Consider the following 18,820-nt stretch of genomic DNA (forward strand, 5'->3'; position numbering starts at 1 on the left):
AGTCTAGCACTGTAGAGGAACTTCAAAATTTATAATAAGTTGTTGAGAAAAAGCTAAAAACTAGACTAGGCAAGAAGAAATACAGATGATCCGACCGCGTAAGGTCTTTGCTCAACATTGGCTCAAAAGTGAAAAGGCACTCGACGCAATTATTAAAGCAGCAGAGTGTACAGAAAGCGATCGCTCCCTCAAAGGCGATCACGTCCTAGAAATTGGGCCTGGAACTGGCATTCTGACTCGTCGTTTATTACCCTTAGTGCAATCTCTGGTTGCAGTTGAAATAGACCGCGACTTATGCCAACTGTTGTCAAAGCAGCTTGGTAAGACTGAAAATTTTTTACTGCTGCAAGGCGATTTTCTCACTCTAGATTTACCATCTTATCTAGCAGCCTTTCCCAATTTCCAACCGCCAAATAAGGTAGTAGCCAATATTCCCTACAATATTACAGGGCCAATCATTGAGAAACTACTGGGTACGATCGCTAACCCTAACCCCGAACCATTTGACTCAATAGTGTTGCTGGTACAAAAAGAAGTGGCAGAAAGGTTATATGCTAAACCAGGATCGAAAGCCTTTGGGGCGTTGAGTGTGCGGGTACAGTATTTGGCTGAGTGTGAGTTAATCTGCACAGTCCCAGCAGGCGCATTCCATCCACCGCCAAAAGTCGATTCAGCAGTAGTGCGATTGCGCCACCGAAAAATAGAGATACCAGCACTTAATCCCCGACAGTTAGAAAATTTCTTAAAGTTGGGGTTTGGTGCAAAACGCAAAATGTTACGAAATAATTTGCAATCAGTTATAGAACGCGATCGCTTGAGCCACTTACTGGAACAATTAAAAATAAATCCCCAAGCCAGAGCTGAAGACCTCAGCGTTCAGCAATGGGTAATTCTAGCAAATAAATTGGGAGTGGAGAGTAGGGAGTAAGGAACAAGGCAGATTTTTTTCCATTCCCCATACTTCATTCCCCATTCTCCATTCCCCCTTATCCCCAGAGGGGACCCCACCTTCCCCACTCCCAGAAAATGCGTTCTTACAGCCTAATTGCCCCTGCTAAAATCAACTTGTATCTGGAAATCATTGGCGATCGCCCTGATGGCTATCACGAATTAGCCATGATACTTCAAAGTATTGGTCTTGCAGACCAAATTGGTGTGCGTTCGAGCAGCACTGACAGTATCCGTGTTCGCTGCAACCACCCACAAGTACCGACAGATAAAAGTAATCTGGTATACCGCGCAGCAGAATTAATGATGAGGCAATTTCCCCAAGCCTTTGCTAAATATGGAGGCGTGGAGATTACGATTAATAAGCAGATTCCTGTCGCTGCTGGGTTGGCTGGGGGTTCGACAAATGCAGCAGCTGTGCTGGTAGGGATAGATTTACTGTGGAAGTTGGGGCTAACTCAGTCAGAATTAGAGGAGTTGGCAGGCACACTTGGTTCAGATGTACCATTTTGTGTAGCGGGTGGAACTGCAATCGCAACAGGTAGAGGTGAGCAACTTTCTTTGCTGCCAAGTTTAGACAATATCTATATAGTGTTAGCAAAATACCGCAGTTTGGAAGTTTCCACCGCTTGGGCATATAAAACCTATCGACAGCAGTTTGGTCATTCTTATATTAGAGATAGCAACAACTTGATAGCGCGTGCTAATGCAGTTCATTCAGGAGCAATAGTAAAAGCTGTCCTAGATAAAAATGCGGCAGAAATTGCCCGAAAACTGCACAATGATTTAGAACGAGTTGTATTGCCAGACTATCCCCAAGTCTTGCAACTGCGAGAAGTGTTTGCAAATCAAGAAGGTGTTTTAGGAACAATGATGTCTGGTTCTGGGCCAACAGTATTTGCTCTTTTGGAGTCTCAACAGCAGGCAGAACAAGTGAAGTTACAAGTTAAAGAAGCAATTCATGATGAAGACTTAGAATTGTTTGTGACTCGAACAATTACACATGGTATTCAGGTGGCATCTTCAATTTAAATAAATCTTTATCGTTAAATCAAGTTTTTTAGTTGCATAGTTCAAATCGCTAGTAAAGAGGCATAAATGCAATTTGAATGACGATTAGCTGAGGGCAAAAATTATTCCTAATGCTCCAATCCAATATCTAACATCTCAAATCTAAATATTATGAATGACCAAAATCTCACGCCGCAAACAGATGCTAAAGAACAGGTAACAGCTAGTCCGTTACGCTGTTTTACTGGGGCGGTGATTTCTGGAGGGATGGGATTTGCAGCGTATTCGCTGATGATTGCGATCGCGACAAATTTTGCTAGTAAACCGATCCATTCAATCAATCCATTGGTGGTGAAGATTTCTTCTGCTGTTCGCACTCTGGTTGTTGGTGTAGTTGCTTTAGGTAGCGGGATTTTTGCTATAGTGGCAATTGGTTTGTTGGCTTTGGGAGTGCAATTATTAGTGCAGCAATTAACGAAGCAAAAAAGTAGTGAAAACTAGCAACTTGCTTTTAATCAGTAACCTAAAGCACAAGTTTTTCTAAAACAGCACGATTTACCTTTACTGTGCAAGGAGTTGATTTTACTCTTGCCAAATTTATTTAACATGAACAGCAAGTGCAGATGCAGTGCTACTGGTTGCAGCAATTCTCTGGTTTACTGCAACCCTACTTATTTTAGTCAAGCTTTTTAGGATTGATATAGACGCAAAGCGGTGAGGCAGTGCGTTGGGCAGGTTCTCCGACTTGAAGCAACTGCCGTTAGCGCAGCGTTAGTGAGGTACGAGCGTCACCCGGAGGGCTTGTCGTCAGACATCGCTCCTTGAATAGCAGATGTTGTAATTTTGGTGTATAGTATAAAATTTGACTTTAAAAAAGTTCGTTTTGACACTTTATAGACTGGCTCAATATTCACGAATTTATGCGGAATTGATACCAGCAATACTGAAATTGATAATAGCAACATTATTTATAAGCAAAATTGATGAACACAATCAAGAGATATTTTTTACCCCTTATTTTTGTGACAATGGTTGTGAGCCTCGGTAGTTGTAGTTCTAACCCCACCGCAAGTAATATTGACAGCGCAACGTCATACCCTACCACAGCATCAACGAATAGCGTATCTTCTCAAACTCCCAGCCAAATTCCTAGCGTAGCTCAGTTAAGAGAAAAATCTCCTAATCAAGAATCTCCTAAAGAAAATACGCCTTTCCCATCAACTTCTAAAATCGCTATTAGCAAAACTACTAGCGTAACAGTATACACAAGTGATACCCAATGTCAAAAACTAATTCCAGAAAAGGTTTCAGTACCAGCCGGTGAACCAGTGACAAATGTCGTGAGTAAAATCTTAGAAAAACGAGATACAAGCGACTTTAGCTTGTCTGGGTATCGTGTCAACATCAAAAATGGCATTGCTACAGTTGATTTACGCATATCTCCTGAGTCAAAGCGGCAAATAACTTCTCTTTCTAGTTGTGAACAGTTTGCTCTGTTTGGTAGTCTCCGCAAAACCTTAACGAGTAATGCTCAATGGAATATTAAAGAGGTTCGCTTCACCGAGCGAGGCGAAGATATTGTTCTTTAGTTAAATATTGTAGTAAGTGCTGTCATCAGCTAGCTAAAAAAATTTCCTAATCTGAACAGCCACAGGACTCATGCATCAGCAGTTGTCAAAATGGTGTATGTTCTAGCCAATTGAAAACAGCTGTAAATAGTGGTATGATTAATTTTAGCCATGAGTCTATGGTAGCAATTCGCGGGTGTAATTCAGTGGTAGAATGTCACCTTCCCATGGTGAACGTCGTGGGTTCGAGTCCCATCGCCCGCTTTTGTACATTCGCTAATTATATGTCGTGATTCGCAAATTAGTGTCGTTTTTCGGAAATTAGTGTTGATTAGGCTATTTTTTAGGGTCGATTTAATTATGCTAATTTTTTGCAAATTAATGTCGTCTTAGATTATGGTCTAATTTACACACTAGCTTCTATATTAAACTCATTCACCAGTATTTTGCTAAACCAAGTTTCAATGGGCAAATTTTCTTACTCTGCACTCAGTACTAACCCTTACCCATTGAACATAATTATAATGAAGCAACTAATCAATGAAAGTACTTGGTAGTATATTGTTTTTACAAGGAAATACTCATTTATTTCAACCTTCCATTAGCCAGTATAGCTTTTGACACTTTAGGTGATTTCCAGAATAAAAATTACCACCCAACATCATTCCATCGTAAGTGTCTTCTTCAGCAACCAAGCGACATTGAATTGTAATAACGCTCATGGTGTTCTCAGCCTTGTGGATTCGGTAACACTGACAGGGTTGTTAATTGTTTTTTTACTTCCAAGATTATAGCGCAATGCCGCAATAGCGCAATGCCGTAAATGTTTTTTTACTGAGAGGCTGTGCAAAAATGAAAGCCGCAAGCTTTGGCTTCAAATTAGGATGGCAGAAGAAACTAGAGAAGTTCGGGGTAGACTCCCTAAAGACTTAAAAATCGCCTTTGAAATTGCCTGTGCGCGTCTGGAATTGACCCAGACTGCGGCTTTGGAGGAGGCGATTAGAGATTGGTTGAAAAAAAAAGATTCCCCTCCTGGTGGAGAGTCACAGGGGAGTTAAAGGGTTATGGTCAAAAATACTAGAGTGTTTGTATGATATATATCGTAAATTTGTGTTGGTTACTGCTTTGTCAGCCTTTGTGAGAAGGCGAGGTTTACACCTACATCAATCGACGCAAAATCGCTTTATCGAGGAAGTTGTGCGCCAAGAAGTAAAGATGTTCCCAGAACAGGCTTTAAGAGAACTTATTGCTAATGCTTTGGTACATCAGGATTTTCTAGCCACAGGTACTTCAGTGATGATCGATATGTATAGCGATCGCATTGAGATATCTAATCCCGGCATCCCACCGATTAAGGTAGAGCGATTTATTGATGAAAATCGCTCCCGCAACGAACAACTTGCCAAGCTAATGCGAATTTTCGGTATATGTGAGGAAAAAGGCAGTGGCATTGACAAAGTTGTAAGCGCGGCAGAAATGTTTCAACTACCCGCACCAGATTTTCGAGTAGGTGACACACGCACTACAGCAGTGCTGTTTGCCCATCAGGATTTCGCCGATATGAGCAAGAGCGATCGAATTCGAGCCTGCTACCAGCATTGCTGTCTGCTGTATGTCAGCAATCAACGAATGTCTAACCAAGCCCTACGAGAGCGGTTTCGTCTAAGTGAGTCACAAGCAGCTAATGTTTCTTACATTATAGGATTCACCAAAGAAGCTGGCTTAATCAAGGCAGATGAATCCGAATCAACCTCTACCCGCTATGCTCGCTATCTCCCTTTTTGGGCATAAAAGTGCTTAAAAGCAAACCGAGATTAGTCACTCTCAAAGCCTGAAACCCTTGTAAAAACAATAAAAAAGTCCTTAAAAGCAAATCGAGATCAGTCACTCTCAAAGCCTGAAACCCTTGCAAAAACAATAAAAAAGTCCTTAAAAGCAAATCGAGATTAGTCACTCTCAAAGCCTGAAACCCTTGCAAAAACAATAAAAAAGTCCTTAAAAGCAAATCGAGATTAGTCACTCTCAAAGCCTGAAACCCTTGCAAAAACAATAAAAAAGTCCTTAAAAGCAAATCGAGATGAGCGAAATATGAACGAAGCCGAAACCCGTGCCGAACTAATTGACCCCGCACTAAAAGCCGCAGGCTGGGGAGTTATTGAAGGTAGTCGCATCCGCCGCGAAGTTATTGCCCCTGGTCGCTTAGTTGGCAATGGTAAACGCGCTCAATCAGACATCGCCGATTATGTACTGGTTTATCGCGGTGAAAAACTCGCCGTTATCGAAGCGAAAAAACGCGACTTACGAGATACCGAAGGTTTAGGACAAGCCAAAAAATACGCCGAAAAATTGCAGACTCGATTTGCCTACTCCACAAATGGCATCGGAATCTACCAAGTAGATATGCACACAGGGGCAGAAGGCTACATCAACCAATATCCCACCCCGGAGCAACTATGGTCAGCCACCTTTAACGAAGATAATGAGTGGCGCGATCGCTTTGCTGCCATCCCTTTTGAAGACAAAAGCGGCACATGGGAAGCCCGTTATTATCAACATAATGCCATTAAGCACGTCTTAGAAGCAATCTGCCAAGGACAAAACCGGATTTTGTTAACGATGGCAACTGGCACAGGTAAAACCTTCATCGCCTTCCAACTCGCCTGGAAACTCTTTCAAAGCCGTTGGAACCTCAGCCGACAACCCACCCGTCGTCCGCGAATTTTGTTTTTAAGCGATCGCAATATCTTAGCCAACCAAGCCTATAACTCATTCTCTGCCTTCCCCGACGATGCCCTCGTCCGCATCGACCCCGAAGCTATCAAAAAACGGGGTCGAGTCCCCAAAAATGGTAGTATCTTTTTTACCATATTCCAGACCTTTATGACCGGACGGGACGACGCTGGCAATCCTACGCCCAAATTCAGCGACTATCCCCCCGACTTCTTTGACTTCATCATCATTGATGAATGTCACCGAGGCGGAGCCAGTGACGAAAGCACCTGGCGGGGCATTTTAGAATACTTCTCCCCAGCAGTACAACTGGGACTCACCGCCACTCCTAAACGAAAATATAACGCAGACACCTACGCCTACTTCGGCGAGCCAGTCTATACCTACGCCCTCAAAGACGGCATTAACGACGGGTTTCTTACTCCCTTTAAAGTCAGACAAATCGAAACTAACCTAGATGAATATATTTACAGCACAGAAGATGAACTGATCGAAGGTGCAGTAGACGAAGCCAGAACCTACACTGAAGCTGACTTCAACCGCATAATTGAAATTGCCGATCGTGAACGCTACCGGGTGCAGTTGTTCATGGAAGAAATCGACCAGAATCAAAAAACTCTGGTGTTTTGCGCCAACCAACCCCACGCTCTAGCTGTGCGGGATTTAATCAACCAAATGAAGATTAGCAGTGACCCTAATTACTGTGTTCGCGTCACCGCAGATGATGGGAAACTCGGCGAACAGCACCTCAGCAACTTTCAAGACAACGAGAAAACTATCCCCACCATTCTCACCACCTCCCAAAAGCTATCCACTGGGGTTGATGCTCGGAATGTTCGTAACATTGTGCTGATGCGCCCCATCAACTCGATGATTGAATTTAAGCAAATAATCGGTCGCGGTACTCGCCTATTTGATGGGAAAGACTACTTCACCATTTATGATTTCGTCAAAGCCTACGAACACTTTAACGATCCTGAATGGGATGGTGAACCCCAGGAACCTGTTCTTGTCAAGATTGCCAGAGGGGGAGAGGAATCAGGTACATACAACGACTCTATAACAGATGGTAATATAAATAGAGGCAAAAATAGAAACGAAACTACAGAAGTTCCCAACCCCAAAACCATCAAAATCAAACTCGCTGATGGTAAAGAACGCACTCTCCAGTATCGAATGTCTACCAGCTTCTGGAGTCCGGATGGTAAACCTATGAGCGCCGCAGAATTTGTGGAACGTCTCTTTGGTGAAATTCCTGAACTATTCAGAGATGAAGACGAATTAAGAGCAATCTGGAGCCGCCCTGATACCCGTAGAGCTTTATTAGAAGGACTGGCAGAGAAGGGCTACGGGGAAGAACAACTCACAGAAATTAGTCGCCTGATTGATGCTGAGAAAAGCGATTTATATGATGTGCTAGCTTATATCGCCTATGTCTCACCACCTATAAGCCGCCGAGAGCGTGTCCTCGCTCACAAATCATTAATTTTCTCGCGCTATATCGGCAAACAGCAAGAATTTCTCGACTTTATACTCGAACAATACATCAAAGCTGGGGTGGGGGAACTTGATCGCACTAAATTACCTCAACTGTTAGAGTTAAAATATCATACTGTTCGTGATGCTGTTGAAGAATTAGGGAGCGTTGCGAATATTAGTGAAGTATTTATCGGGTTTCAGCAGTATTTGTATTCTCAGGACATAGTAGCTTAATTAGGCAGATCGCTACAATTAAACACCATTAATGTACTGAAATTTTGGTTGTTGACTGTTGGAAATCAATTTTTTGTACAATTATATCTTGCATCTGTCGATTGAATTGCTTGAGTTTATCAATGTTTACTCCAGACAACTGCCAATATTTTTGATGATCGTAGGTTGTAATCCACAAATGGTCATCAAACTCGACAAGAAGCAGTTCGTCTAGCTCAATTGAGTCATCCATATTTAGAGAGTGCATATTAATACATCCCCAGTTTAGTAGCTGTTAGATGTAGATTTCTCTACTTGTCAGTATCTAAGTTTACAAGTAGATTTATAACACTCTGAATTTTATAAATCTACACTTAATGCATATCTACACGTCACGTAGATTAATTGATAGACAAAACAAAAGCGATCGCCACTCCGGGAAGAGGCTGCGATCGCCTTTTGTGAAACCCCATCGATGAGGTTACATAGATGATTGTACAAGAAGAGTCTGATAACCAAACCTTAGCTCAATCGGAGTTTGAGGAATACATTGACCAGCTTGGTGAAACTAATAGCTTCAGAAATTGAAATCGATTCAGTACCAGATGAGCTTGGAGACCTATAGATGCTGGTGAAATTAGATGTTTGTTTTTAATACTTTCTTCATAAATTGTTTTGATAAATTCTTGCCAGTCTTTCTTCGCTAACTCGATATTTTCCCTTATCTGAGCGTTGTATTCCTGCTGATTCTGATAATTTGTTATCATGGTATTGCTTGAGGAGGCGTTCCACCTGATGAGTAGAAACACCAAGGGTATTTGCAACAGCCTGCTTTCTCTGAGACTTAATCGTGCGATATTGACAAATAATTAGTTAATGTACAATTCATCCTTTATACTTCAATGGGTATTCTACTTACCCGCCTAAAGTCCGCGTATAAATTACCTGACCTTGGGAATCATAAAGAAAAAGGGACAGATTGGCATTCTCACCAATTACGGCTAGGGCTTCCCGCAAGATTTGCAAGTGATTGGTAACATCAATAGCAGTATCCGAATTCTTAGAATAAGGATTAGCCAAGTTATTTTGCCTTATTTGATCGTACTCTGGGGTTAGTCGGACAATAATTCCTGCATTGTCCATGTTAAAGGTGCAAATCCGAATTCCATTAGTACAGGTCTTATCCAAGTCAGTGCGGGTTTGTTGCAAACTACTAACAGCTTGTAGTTTTTCTTGTGATTGTTTGAGCGCAGCTGAATAGGGTTCGATGACAGACTGAGCTTGAGTGTAGTACAAGCTATCTTGGGGAACTTTTTTAGCAGTTTGCAAAGCCTGATCCCAATATATCGCCGCTGCTTGCCATTGGTTTTGTTGTTGATAAACTTTGGCTTGCTTGGCGGTGCTAAGGGCCTGTTGGTAGGTTTTAACAGCTAATTGTTCTTTAGTAGCGCGATCGCGTACTAATACTAACTTAGGTTTATAATCTATCAACAGCTTTTGAGCTTCTTGGTATCCAACGCTATTCCGGAAAATGGTATTCAAGGCATTAATTACTATCAGCCAAGTAGACTGCGCCTTTTGCCAGTCATTCAAGGATTTAGCAGTAGCTTCCTGCTTCTCGGCTGTAACGGCTACAGCTTTTGCCGCAGTTAGTTTTTTCAGCCATTTTTCCTCAATAAATATCTGTTGATTTACAGTGTGCAAACGGACACGATAATTCAGTAATTTACCCTGCACCAGCCCATAGAGTTCACTACTGGAACTTATACTTTCGAGTGGCGCTATAGCCTGTCGCCATAAATGTTGCCTAGTTTGTAATTCCTCTAAGCTAGATGCAGGAGTTTGAACTTTTTGTGTCGCCAAAGATCCAGTTTGCAAAGCTTTGACCACCTGATTGATTCTTTGCGATCGCCCAGACAAACTTGCTTGTAGTTCTTTTGACACCTGGTAACGAGGCGACCAACTAGGAATTACATTTAGGTCTGTACTGGCTGCTGTAAGTTGCTGTTGTACAGCTACTAATTCTTTTTCAGACTTGGCGCGGCGCATCATCTGTGGAGATTTTGTTTTTAATTGCTCGGCGTTTTGTATTTCTTTACACTCAGACATCACACAAGGGCGAGTTAATAAGTAAGCACCACCGCCTAAAACTAAAATTCCCACCAACACCGTACCCAGTAGGATAGGTTTGACCTGGAATCCTCTCTTTGAAGCCGATAAATTCGGCACATCTGCAAATGGGTCAAACAGTTCTTCTTCTTTACTCTCATTGATTGATGGAGAATATGTCAGAGATGATGAGGAGGATATTACTTCCTTATCTTCTTGTGCTTCCTCATCTCCCTCTGCTACCCATCCCTCAGTCGGCTTCAATGCCAAGAAACATTTAGTATAAGGGAGTTGTTCGCCAAAAACTCTGAGGAAACATTGCACCCGCTGCTCTTTGTGGGGTGCTAGAGATTGAAGTACTTCCTCAATGACTGCAAAAATTAGTTGAGCGTCAACTATTACATCTGAGGCGTGTTGCGTTAAAATCATTAGCTCGCCTTTATTGACGACGCACTTAACCTCGAAGACTTCAGCGGTTGAGACTTCTACAAGTAATTGTTCTTGCAAAGTTTTGGCTAAAAGCTGTAAATCTTCCTGCTGGACTGCTACTTTCATAGAGCTTTGCCGCTGAACTTCTATATTGTTTTGATTATCTTTAAGGGGATGAAATGAACTTTTTAGGTTTGTTGAATGCAAATGCACAGTTTAATCAACCACAGCCTGAGAATCTGAACGACCAACTTTCTAACACAAATTCTGGCTTTTCACCAAAAGTTAAAAAAGTAATTATTGTTCGTGGCGATACATTTTTACAGCGCTAGATGCAAAATAAAATAATCTGTCTTCAGACATAAATTACAAATACAAAATGGGAATAATAAGAAATTTGAGTATTTTAACTGCGTTATTTCGCGACAATTAAATTCACAATAGCCACTGCTCTGCAAAATCTAGTTGCAGAGCAGTTGTTACTAAATTATCTAGAGGTTAAGAAAACCATGCTATGTCAGAGGGTTTTGACAGAAATACTAGTTATCTTCTATGCTGGGAAACTTGCTGAGAAAATTAATTACCTGTTGTGGCTCTGCTACAAACAAGTTGGCTATCGAAATTAATATGCTGAATTTGCTGAATTCGATAAAATTGATCCGTAAAAAATAAGTTTTCATAGCTGCAAAAAGGTTAATTCTGCAATAAAGGTGCTGCAAAATATTAAGACAGGACTAACCAAAAGCTTGGAAAGTGTCAATACAAGGTGTATCAATGGATTTATTAGAGTACCAAGTTAAAGAATGGTTTGCAAAGATAGGCATTCCAGTATTGCCTTCCCAACGAATTGACCATCCTACAGATTTAAAACGGTTAAAAATTCGCTTTCCAATTGTACTGAAATCTCAAGTCCACGGAGCAGAACGGGCAAAAGCGGGTGGAGTCAGGTTTGCCCAAACAACTATCGATGCGATCGCAGCTGCTCAAAATATCTTTAGTTTACCAATATGGGGTGAATTGCCGGAAGTTGTGCTGGCAGAATCTAAATACGACGCCAATCAAGAATTTTATCTAGCAGTAGTTTTAGACACTGCTGCCTGCCGACCGGTACTTTTAGGTTGCAAAGAAGCAGACATCGATTGGGAATCGGCTGGGGAAAGAATGCACTACGTTGTCGTAGAACAGGAATTCTCGCCATTTTATGCTAGACGATTGGCTTTGAAAATGGGTTTGCAAGGGACGCTGATGCAGTCGGTAAGCAGTGTTGTGGAGAAGATGTACCACTTATTTGTCCAAAAAGACCTGGATTTAGTCGAAATTAATCCCTTGGCAGTCAGTACTACTAGTCAAGTTATGGCTCTTAATGGTAAAGTCAGGGTCAACGAACGGTCGATCAAGCGTCATCCCGATCTGGCCGAGATGGCAGCAAAAATTATCAGTCGTCATACTACTACTGAAATTAACGGTATTTTAGGCGACTGGGATGGTGTACAAATGCATGGGAAAATCGGTATTTTAGGTAATGGTACTGGTTCAGTGATGGCAACTTTAGATTTAGTTGCGAACGCTGGTGGCAATCCAGGTGTTTGTTTGAATCTACGTCATGCTTTCCTTACAGATACTACACCAACTACCTTCCGCGATCGCCTAGAAACAGGTTTGAAAATGCTGGAGGCCGATCAAAGCATTCAAGTAATACTAATTAACTTTCTGGGTAGCATTCCGCAAACTGAGGAAGTGGCTGAAGTTATAGCTAGAGTTGTGCAGTCAGACAACAGCGAACTTCAATCACAGGTTGTACGTTCTAATGGTAGTAAAGTTCGGCGACAGCTTAATTTTCCATCCTTAGTTGTCCGTCTTGCTGGTTCTGAATTTAACACTGCGAGAAAATATTTGACGACACTAAAAACCTACACCGATGCGCTTGTCGTGGTAGAAAATTTAGATGAGGCAGTGGCAGCAGCAGTTCTCCTTGCTAAACCAACGGCTAATAAAAGATAGTGAATGTCCTCCTTGTTTCAATTCAAAAATCAAAAATTATTAATTTTTACCGTCAGGTATAAATTTTTGAATTTGATGTTCAAATCAAGTACAGCTTTGCTTTATGGGACTAAATTATATAGTGCATTCAAACTGAATATTCCTAGCTAGAGGCTGGTTTTCTGAGTTTTGGAACACTCAGCTTCCACGCTAATTTTTGGAATTTCAGTAAAAATTAAATCAATACGACACTATAAATGTGTTGTTTTTATGCCCAGTGCTTGAAGGCGCTGGGTTGCCAAACTTACGGTAATTTTTTATGAACCTAACGCCAGAAAGTAAAGTTTTAATTCAAGGCTTTTGTGAATTTATATCAAGCACTCATGTCGATCAAATGAAAGCTTATGGCACAAATTTAGTAGCTGGTGTCAATCCTGGATGCGGCGGACAGGAACTGCATGGACTGCCGGTATTTGATTTAGTAGAGGAGGTAATAGAACAACTTGGGGCAATTGACACAACAATTATTTGTGTAGATCCTTACGATGTGTTAGATGCAGCATTAGAAGCGATCGCATCTAATATTCGCCAGATTATTATTATTACTGCTGGTGTGCCGCCTTTGGATATGGTGCAATTACTCCGCAAAGCCGAAGCTTGTGAAACTTTGGTAATCGGGCCAAATAGTCCGGGGATCATTGTACCGGGAAAAATTCTCTTAGGGACTCAACCTAGCGAATTTTATACCCCTGGAACAGTGGGGATCGTTAGTCGTAGCAGTACCCTTACCTACGAAATTGCATACGAATTAACAAAAGCAGGTTTAGGGCAGTCGATTAGTGTCAGTATTGGTAGTGATGCGATCGTCGGTTCCTCATTTTTGCAATGGCTGCAAATTCTCGATGAGGATGAAACCACACAAGCGATCGTTTTAGTCGGTCAACCTGGTGGTGGTAGTGAAGAAGCAGCAGCGCGGTATATTGCTGAGGCAATTGATAAACCAGTAATTGCCTACATTGCAGGTAGACAAGCACCACCAGGAAAAAGTTGGCGTCAAACTGGGACTTTAGCAACGGTTATCGGACGCGATCCTAACTTTGGCACAGCCCAAAGTAAATTAGCTGCTTTAAAAGAAGCGGAAGTTCCAGTAGCCGAACGCCCTTCTCAAATTCCAGAATTATTGCGAAAGGAAATTAACTAATTACTAATTCGTAATTCAATTCTTAACTACGAATTACGAATTACGAATTATTTTAATTGGTCAGTCTTGGGAACGATTTTGAGGGAACAGGTAAGCGATCGCAGCGTAACCCGAAGCACTGAGTAAACTAACCAAAAAAGCAGCCAAAATAAAAGTAGACATAATGTTACACTCTATGCATTTCTAAAATCCTGGCATTCATCAACAAACCAAGATTTTGGATACTTTCAAATTAGCAATTGGGTATGACACAGCCGTGACTACCTTGTGTCAATCCCTCGGATTTCAAGGTTTTATGGCTCAACTCAAGCCAAAGGCAGAAAAAAGCGAAACGTACTACCAACTCCCAATTCGCTTTCTACCTGAATTTGACCGCCTTGTAATTCAATCAAACGGCGGGAAATAGTTAAACCAATACCAGTACCTCCCGAATGGCGATCGCGCGATTGGTCAGCTCGCCAGAAACGCTCAAACACATGAGGTAAATTTTCTGGAGCGATACCAATGCCTGTATCACTAACCGCAATCCAGAGTTGAGATGCTTCAGTCCCAGCACCAATGGTAATTGAACCTTCGTTAGTGTAACGCACTGCATTACCTAGCAGATTAACCAATACCTGTTCCGTCCGGTCAATATCTGCCAATACAGGGGGTAGCACAGATGGACATTGCAATAGCAGAACTGGCCCATCTTCTAATAGTTGGTCGGTAAATTTCTCCACTAATGACTCTAATAACGGACGCAAATTTACCCGTTGGATATTAATTGGTAGATAACCTGCTTCTGCCTTAGATAGTTCTTGTAAATCGTTCACCAGCCGCTCTAAGCGTCGAGTTTCTTTAGCTAAACGCCGATATATTTCAGGAGATGCTTCAATTTCTCCATCAGCCAGTTCTTCCAAATAACCACGCACCACAGTTAATGGTGTTCGTAATTCATGGGTCATATCTCCAATCACTTCTCGCCGCCGCGCTTCTACACCTTCTAAACTGGCTGCCATTCGGTTGAAACTGGTACTCAATCCACTAAGTTCTGGAATGTCAGACACAGGTAGCCGTGCATCCATCTGACCAGCAGCAAATTTTTGGGTGATTTGTTCCATCTCGGTCAATCGCTGCATAATCCGTCTGGACACCCAGTAACTCAATCCTCCGGCGGCGGTAGTACCGACTAAGACAGACCAAATAGTGCTTCGCTGCCAAGCAAGTTCAAATCCTGTAACCAATTCAGCACGGACATCGATTAAGTCGAACCCCTGATTTTCTAATCCTTCCAAATGCAAGACAAACAAGCGGGGGGAAGAGATTTTGCTGATGCTCACCAGACTAGCTACCCCCACGATCATTACCACTAAGTGGGAGAAAAATAGGCGCCCTCTCAGCCCCATCTTCATAATATTTACGCTACCAGAGGATCTTCAAATTTATAGCCCACCCCAACAACAGTTTTAATAAAAGTAGGATTTGCTGGATCGGGTTCAATCTTTTTTCGTAACCGAGCTACATGAGTATCTACAACTCGTTCATCGCCAAAAAAATTATCTCCCCAAAGTTTATCAATTAGTTGAGTGCGGTTCCAAACTCGACCAGGATTACTGACAAAGGTGGTTAGCAAGTTAAATTCTAGGGTAGTTAAGTCCAAAATTTCAACTTCTTGAGAATTCATTTGGCGACTGGCAGTGCGCTGGTCTACATCGACAATAAAGTGTTGGGTACGATTGACTTGATGTTGTCCCCCTTGGCGGAGGCTACGCCGTAATAGTGCCCGCACCCTAGCTACCAACTCTCTGGGGCTAAAGGGTTTGACCATATAATCATCAGCACCAGTAGATAGACCGATGACACGATCGATTTCTTCACCCTTAGCCGTGAGCATTAAAATGTAAGGATCTTTTGCACCTGGTTTCTGGCGAATTCGGGCACAAACTTCCAACCCATCCAAACCAGGAATCATTAAATCTAGAATGATTAAATCCGGTGGTTGCTCTTGAAACATCCGCAAAGCATTCATGCCATCGCGGCTAGTGCGACAAAAAAATCCTTCTTTTTCTAAAGAGAGTTCGATTAAATGAGCTATTTCTGGTTCATCTTCAACTATTAAAATATCCATCTGAAATATAGGGTCGAGCAAAATGGTCAGAGCAAAGACACGGAGACACGGAGATGTCTTTAACCGCGTCCCTGTGTCTCCCACTCTTCGCCTCTTTTTAATTAGAGGTTTGAATTTGACACTGTGCGATAACTATAGCCAAGATTAGAATCTTTTTGAATGTATGCTTTAATACTATCGAGGTCAATGAAGCAGTCAGCAACATCAATCAAACTTTCACTAGTCGTTGTTTGCAGACTGACTACTTCCACTCGAACCCCCATTCTGCTGACAGCGTTTACAGCATAAGCTAAATCTCCATCGCCACTGACTAAAACTGCTGTATCGTAGTAAGGAGCTAAAGTTATCATATCTACAGCAATTTCTACGTTCAGATTTGATTTTTTGAAATTCTCTGTTGGTACAACGAGTTCCTTTGCCACTACGCGATAGCCATTACGACGCATCCACAAGAGAAAACCCTGTTGCTTTTCATTACTGATATCAACCCCAGTATAGAAGAAAGCACGCAACAGTCTGGAACCGCTGGTTAAATGACAAAGCAATTTAACGTAGTCAATTTCTATGCCGAGTTGTAAAGCTGTATGGAACAGGCTTAAGCCATCAATAAAAATAGCAACTCGACCGCGATTTAAGTTATTCAAAATCGAACTATCAGGTGCAGGATCTCGCATCTTGGTATCTTTACCTTTGACAGCAGTATCGCTCAAATTTTGCCCTTGCCAATGTGGTTTAGCTTTGAGTACTTTAGATTCCTTAAATTCATTTCTTTGTTTGCTAAAATTAGTTATAATCATTGATACCTCTGAATTTTAAAGCTGAAAAGAGTTTTGAGTAAATTGTCTATAGTATAGTCTGTACTGATTTATAACCTAGCAGGTAATGGTCTTAAGTCACTATATGCAGATAAGCTTAACTGGTGCTAAACAAGATTCAAAATAGATAGACCAAGGTTTTCAGTGTTGTTAGGGTTAATTTAAGAAGATATTGCTTCTGCCCACAGATATGTTAATCTTTACCCACCGAGACAGCAAGAGTTTCGAGAAAATAAATCTTTTTGTAAGGGTAGGGACTGTTTTTTAGGTCTGTATTGCACTCAACCCAGAAGTGCTATATTTATAGTTCGGGCAAGCATGAATTATAAGAACTGTAATCGGGGCAACCCAACATAGGCAAGTTCCGCACAAGAATACCACGGCTTTTAGGGAGAATGAGCGTAGCAATATTTACGCAGCCGTGGGAATGTCAAGGAGTTAGAAGCAGTAGTACCGCAAGCCGAAATTCCAAATTTAAAATTCAAAACGAATGCAGTATAACCGTTTCGTTGATTTGGAATAGGTGGTTTATTTACGCCGTGCTGTACTACTAATGTAATAGTGCGATTCGATGTCGCACCTCAAAAGGTAAGTTGCCTTAATTTATGTAAGAGCCAAATGAGAAGGACAGGGAGGTTTGTTGATCTCTAGCCTCCCTGTTTTTTTAACGCACGCCAGCGGTTTCTAAAGACAAATCTTGAAACATGGGTGTGCTGAGATAACGTTCGCCAAAGGAAGGCTGAATCATCACAATTAAACGTCCGGCATTTTCTGGACGTTTACCTATTTGAATTGCAGCACACAAAGCTGCACCAGAGGATATGCCAGACAATAAGCCTTCTTCTTTTGCCAAACGTCGCCCATAGGCGATCGCTTGTTCATCGCTGACTCTAATTACTTCATCAACCAATTCTAGGCGGAGGACATCTGGGATAAATCCAGCCCCAATACCTTGAATTTTATGTGGCCCAGCTTCACCGCCAGAAAGAACTGGGCTGTTGCTGGGTTCAATTGCGATCGCCTTAAAAGTTGGCTTGCGCTGTTTGAGTACTTCGGCAATCCCAGTAATCGTTCCACCAGTACCTACCCCAGCAATGACGATATCTACTTCCCCGTCTGTATCTGCCCAAATTTCTTCAGCAGTGGTTTCTTGGTGAACTTTGGGATTGGCAGGGTTGCGGAACTGTTGCAGCATGAAAGCATTGGGAGTATTAGCCACAATTTCTTCGGCTTTGCGAATTGCTCCTCGCATACCCTCAGTTCCTGGTGTCAATTCTAAAGCTGCACCATAAGCTCTAAGCATAGCCCGTCGTTCTTGGCTCATAGTCTCTGGCATCGTCAAAATCAAACGGTAGCCACGTGCTGCTGCTACCATCGCTAGAGCAATTCCTGTATTACCTGAAGTAGGTTCAACTAAAATGGTCTTTCCTGGGAAAATTGAGCCAGCCGCTTCTGCCGAGAGTACCATACTTAACCCAATGCGGTCTTTCACCGAAGCCGCTGGGTTCATCCCTTCTAATTTAACAACTATCCTTGCTACTACTCCCTCAGCTTGAGGAATCTTGTTCAGTTGAACTAAAGGAGTTCGTCCAATCAGTTCTGTTACGTCTTGAGCAATCCGCATTAGATATCTCCGAAAATCCTAAATTTTAGTACAGAGTATTTACTTCTAACAATAAGCTTTGATGTATTTATTTTGCCGTTTCATGCCAATGAGCGCATATAGTATGTATTCTAACTAAACCACACAATATGAAAGCTTAGGAAGAACTTTTATTAGATATTCCCATTGATTCTCGCTTGAGAAGAGGCTAGCTTATCATTCTTATATTTTACCATTTGGAATTGTTAACTATTGTCTCTTGGGCTAAGATTCAATTTTTGTAATTCTGTATATATAAATATTTTTTCTTTATTTTCTACTTGTTAGGAAAATATAATAATTGATTTTTAAAATATTTAATTGTTTTTCCTGATTTATTAGTCTATCTTTATCAAGAGACATTAATATTTTCTTTTGAGTACAGATTTTGTCAGTCCAAAATTACATCAAAAATAGTCTTTAACCATTGCCTACATTGCTTTAAAGTTGAGTGCAAAAACACCAGAACCCTACCTCGTAAATACTAGAACCCCGTCCGAAAAACACTAGCACCCATACCCCAATGAATTTTTAAAATACTTATTAGGTGAGGCTTATAGACTTTGAGTACTATTCTAATGAATT

General features: G+C 41.6%; 17 protein-coding genes and 1 tRNA gene. 11 read left to right on the forward strand and 7 right to left on the reverse strand.

Features of this window, described 5'->3' with window-relative positions; genetic code table 11:
* Positions 1–85: 85 nt before the first annotated feature.
* The 5 genes from rsmA to ACFE93_RS02790 all read left to right on the forward strand — a co-directional run bounded on the left by rsmA (position 86) and on the right by ACFE93_RS02790 (position 3,791).
* Positions 86–928 (forward strand): 16S rRNA (adenine(1518)-N(6)/adenine(1519)-N(6))-dimethyltransferase RsmA, encoded by an 843-nt coding sequence (gene rsmA / locus ACFE93_RS02770; protein ID WP_375471919.1) that lies wholly within the window; start codon positions 86–88, stop codon positions 926–928.
* 98 nt (positions 929–1,026) lie between these two features.
* A complete protein-coding gene (gene ispE, locus ACFE93_RS02775; RefSeq protein WP_375471920.1) occupies positions 1,027–1,980 on the forward strand; it encodes a 4-(cytidine 5'-diphospho)-2-C-methyl-D-erythritol kinase in 954 nt (317 codons plus the stop codon).
* A gap of 150 nt (positions 1,981–2,130) precedes the next feature.
* The gene (locus tag ACFE93_RS02780) at positions 2,131–2,460 is read left to right on the forward strand and encodes a DUF3082 domain-containing protein (protein WP_094353499.1); all 330 of its coding nucleotides are present in this window, start codon (positions 2,131–2,133) and stop codon (positions 2,458–2,460) included.
* Positions 2,461–2,987: 527 nt separating this feature from the next.
* On the forward strand, positions 2,988–3,548 hold the full coding sequence (locus tag ACFE93_RS02785) for a sporulation/spore germination protein (protein WP_375471921.1): 561 nt from the start codon (positions 2,988–2,990) through the stop codon (positions 3,546–3,548).
* A gap of 171 nt (positions 3,549–3,719) precedes the next feature.
* Positions 3,720–3,791, forward strand: a tRNA-Gly gene (locus tag ACFE93_RS02790).
* Positions 3,792–4,117: 326 nt separating this feature from the next.
* Here ACFE93_RS02790 and ACFE93_RS02795 read toward each other — a convergent pair.
* Positions 4,118–4,249 (reverse strand): hypothetical protein, encoded by a 132-nt coding sequence (locus ACFE93_RS02795; protein ID WP_375471922.1) that lies wholly within the window; start codon positions 4,247–4,249, stop codon positions 4,118–4,120.
* A 162-nt stretch (positions 4,250–4,411) separates the two neighbouring features.
* Here ACFE93_RS02795 and ACFE93_RS02800 point away from each other — a divergent pair, with 162 nt between their 5' ends.
* From ACFE93_RS02800 to hsdR, 3 genes are all read left to right on the forward strand, one after another.
* Positions 4,412–4,585, forward strand: a complete 174-nt coding sequence (locus tag ACFE93_RS02800) for a hypothetical protein (RefSeq protein ID WP_292754898.1) — start codon at positions 4,412–4,414, stop codon at positions 4,583–4,585.
* 52 nt (positions 4,586–4,637) lie between these two features.
* Positions 4,638–5,318: an ATP-binding protein gene (locus ACFE93_RS02805; protein ID WP_375471923.1), complete on the forward strand. Its 681-nt coding sequence runs from the start codon at positions 4,638–4,640 to the stop codon at positions 5,316–5,318.
* A 297-nt stretch (positions 5,319–5,615) separates the two neighbouring features.
* Entirely contained in the window at positions 5,616–7,970 is a 2,355-nt protein-coding gene (hsdR, locus tag ACFE93_RS02810) for an EcoAI/FtnUII family type I restriction enzme subunit R (protein WP_375471924.1), read from the forward strand.
* A 28-nt stretch (positions 7,971–7,998) separates the two neighbouring features.
* On the opposite strand, the gene ACFE93_RS02815 is transcribed toward hsdR, so the two are convergent.
* Together ACFE93_RS02815 and ACFE93_RS02820 are read right to left on the reverse strand one after the other, a co-directional pair.
* Entirely contained in the window at positions 7,999–8,217 is a 219-nt protein-coding gene (locus tag ACFE93_RS02815) for a hypothetical protein (RefSeq protein ID WP_375471925.1), read from the reverse strand.
* Between the two features lie 647 nt (positions 8,218–8,864).
* Positions 8,865–10,613: a hypothetical protein gene (locus ACFE93_RS02820; protein ID WP_375471926.1), complete on the reverse strand. Its 1,749-nt coding sequence runs from the start codon at positions 10,611–10,613 to the stop codon at positions 8,865–8,867.
* A gap of 53 nt (positions 10,614–10,666) precedes the next feature.
* On the opposite strand from ACFE93_RS02820, the gene ACFE93_RS02825 reads away from it, so the two are divergent.
* From ACFE93_RS02825 to ACFE93_RS02835, 3 genes are all read left to right on the forward strand, one after another.
* Positions 10,667–10,819 carry a hypothetical protein gene (locus ACFE93_RS02825; RefSeq protein ID WP_375471927.1) on the forward strand — a complete coding sequence of 51 codons (153 nt, stop codon included), beginning with the start codon at positions 10,667–10,669 and terminating at the stop codon, positions 10,817–10,819.
* A 442-nt stretch (positions 10,820–11,261) separates the two neighbouring features.
* Complete coding sequence (locus ACFE93_RS02830; protein WP_375471928.1) at positions 11,262–12,488, forward strand: ATP-grasp domain-containing protein; 1,227 nt, start codon at positions 11,262–11,264, stop codon at positions 12,486–12,488.
* 298 nt (positions 12,489–12,786) lie between these two features.
* Entirely contained in the window at positions 12,787–13,668 is an 882-nt protein-coding gene (locus ACFE93_RS02835) for a CoA-binding protein (RefSeq protein ID WP_375471929.1), read from the forward strand.
* Positions 13,669–13,973: 305 nt separating this feature from the next.
* On the opposite strand, the gene ACFE93_RS02840 is transcribed toward ACFE93_RS02835, so the two are convergent.
* The 4 genes from ACFE93_RS02840 to cysK form a co-directional block, all read right to left on the reverse strand.
* Positions 13,974–15,062 carry a sensor histidine kinase gene (locus ACFE93_RS02840; protein ID WP_375471930.1) on the reverse strand — a complete coding sequence of 363 codons (1,089 nt, stop codon included), beginning with the start codon at positions 15,060–15,062 and terminating at the stop codon, positions 13,974–13,976.
* A 5-nt stretch (positions 15,063–15,067) separates the two neighbouring features.
* A complete protein-coding gene (locus tag ACFE93_RS02845; protein WP_375471931.1) occupies positions 15,068–15,778 on the reverse strand; it encodes a response regulator transcription factor in 711 nt (236 codons plus the stop codon).
* 101 nt (positions 15,779–15,879) lie between these two features.
* A complete protein-coding gene (locus tag ACFE93_RS02850; protein WP_375471932.1) occupies positions 15,880–16,575 on the reverse strand; it encodes an NYN domain-containing protein in 696 nt (231 codons plus the stop codon).
* A 682-nt stretch (positions 16,576–17,257) separates the two neighbouring features.
* Positions 17,258–18,217 carry a cysteine synthase A gene (cysK, locus tag ACFE93_RS02855; RefSeq protein WP_375471933.1) on the reverse strand — a complete coding sequence of 320 codons (960 nt, stop codon included), beginning with the start codon at positions 18,215–18,217 and terminating at the stop codon, positions 17,258–17,260.
* Positions 18,218–18,820: the final 603 nt, after the last annotated feature.

The organism is uncultured Nostoc sp. (assembly GCF_964247315.1).
Taxonomy (GTDB): domain Bacteria; phylum Cyanobacteriota; class Cyanobacteriia; order Cyanobacteriales; family Nostocaceae; genus Nostoc.

What these genes read in the sequence shown, in the direction of transcription:
- ACFE93_RS02825 (WP_375471927.1), top strand. Translation starts at nt 10,667, where the DNA reads ATGAACTTTTTAGGTTTGTTGAATGCAAATGCACAGTTTAATCAACCA.
- ispE (WP_375471920.1), top strand. Translation starts at nt 1,027, where the DNA reads ATGCGTTCTTACAGCCTAATTGCCCCTGCTAAAATCAACTTGTATCTG.
- rsmA (WP_375471919.1), top strand. Translation starts at nt 86, where the DNA reads ATGATCCGACCGCGTAAGGTCTTTGCTCAACATTGGCTCAAAAGTGAA.
- ACFE93_RS02795 (WP_375471922.1), bottom strand. Translation starts at nt 4,249, where the DNA reads ATGAGCGTTATTACAATTCAATGTCGCTTGGTTGCTGAAGAAGACACT.
- ACFE93_RS02800 (WP_292754898.1), top strand. Translation starts at nt 4,412, where the DNA reads ATGGCAGAAGAAACTAGAGAAGTTCGGGGTAGACTCCCTAAAGACTTA.
- ACFE93_RS02830 (WP_375471928.1), top strand. Translation starts at nt 11,262, where the DNA reads ATGGATTTATTAGAGTACCAAGTTAAAGAATGGTTTGCAAAGATAGGC.
- ACFE93_RS02840 (WP_375471930.1), bottom strand. Translation starts at nt 15,062, where the DNA reads ATGAAGATGGGGCTGAGAGGGCGCCTATTTTTCTCCCACTTAGTGGTA.
- ACFE93_RS02835 (WP_375471929.1), top strand. Translation starts at nt 12,787, where the DNA reads ATGAACCTAACGCCAGAAAGTAAAGTTTTAATTCAAGGCTTTTGTGAA.
- ACFE93_RS02845 (WP_375471931.1), bottom strand. Translation starts at nt 15,778, where the DNA reads ATGGATATTTTAATAGTTGAAGATGAACCAGAAATAGCTCATTTAATC.
- ACFE93_RS02785 (WP_375471921.1), top strand. Translation starts at nt 2,988, where the DNA reads ATGGTTGTGAGCCTCGGTAGTTGTAGTTCTAACCCCACCGCAAGTAAT.
- ACFE93_RS02815 (WP_375471925.1), bottom strand. Translation starts at nt 8,217, where the DNA reads ATGCACTCTCTAAATATGGATGACTCAATTGAGCTAGACGAACTGCTT.
- cysK (WP_375471933.1), bottom strand. Translation starts at nt 18,217, where the DNA reads ATGCGGATTGCTCAAGACGTAACAGAACTGATTGGACGAACTCCTTTA.
- ACFE93_RS02780 (WP_094353499.1), top strand. Translation starts at nt 2,131, where the DNA reads ATGAATGACCAAAATCTCACGCCGCAAACAGATGCTAAAGAACAGGTA.
- ACFE93_RS02820 (WP_375471926.1), bottom strand. Translation starts at nt 10,613, where the DNA reads ATGAAAGTAGCAGTCCAGCAGGAAGATTTACAGCTTTTAGCCAAAACT.
- ACFE93_RS02850 (WP_375471932.1), bottom strand. Translation starts at nt 16,575, where the DNA reads ATGATTATAACTAATTTTAGCAAACAAAGAAATGAATTTAAGGAATCT.
- hsdR (WP_375471924.1), top strand. Translation starts at nt 5,616, where the DNA reads ATGAACGAAGCCGAAACCCGTGCCGAACTAATTGACCCCGCACTAAAA.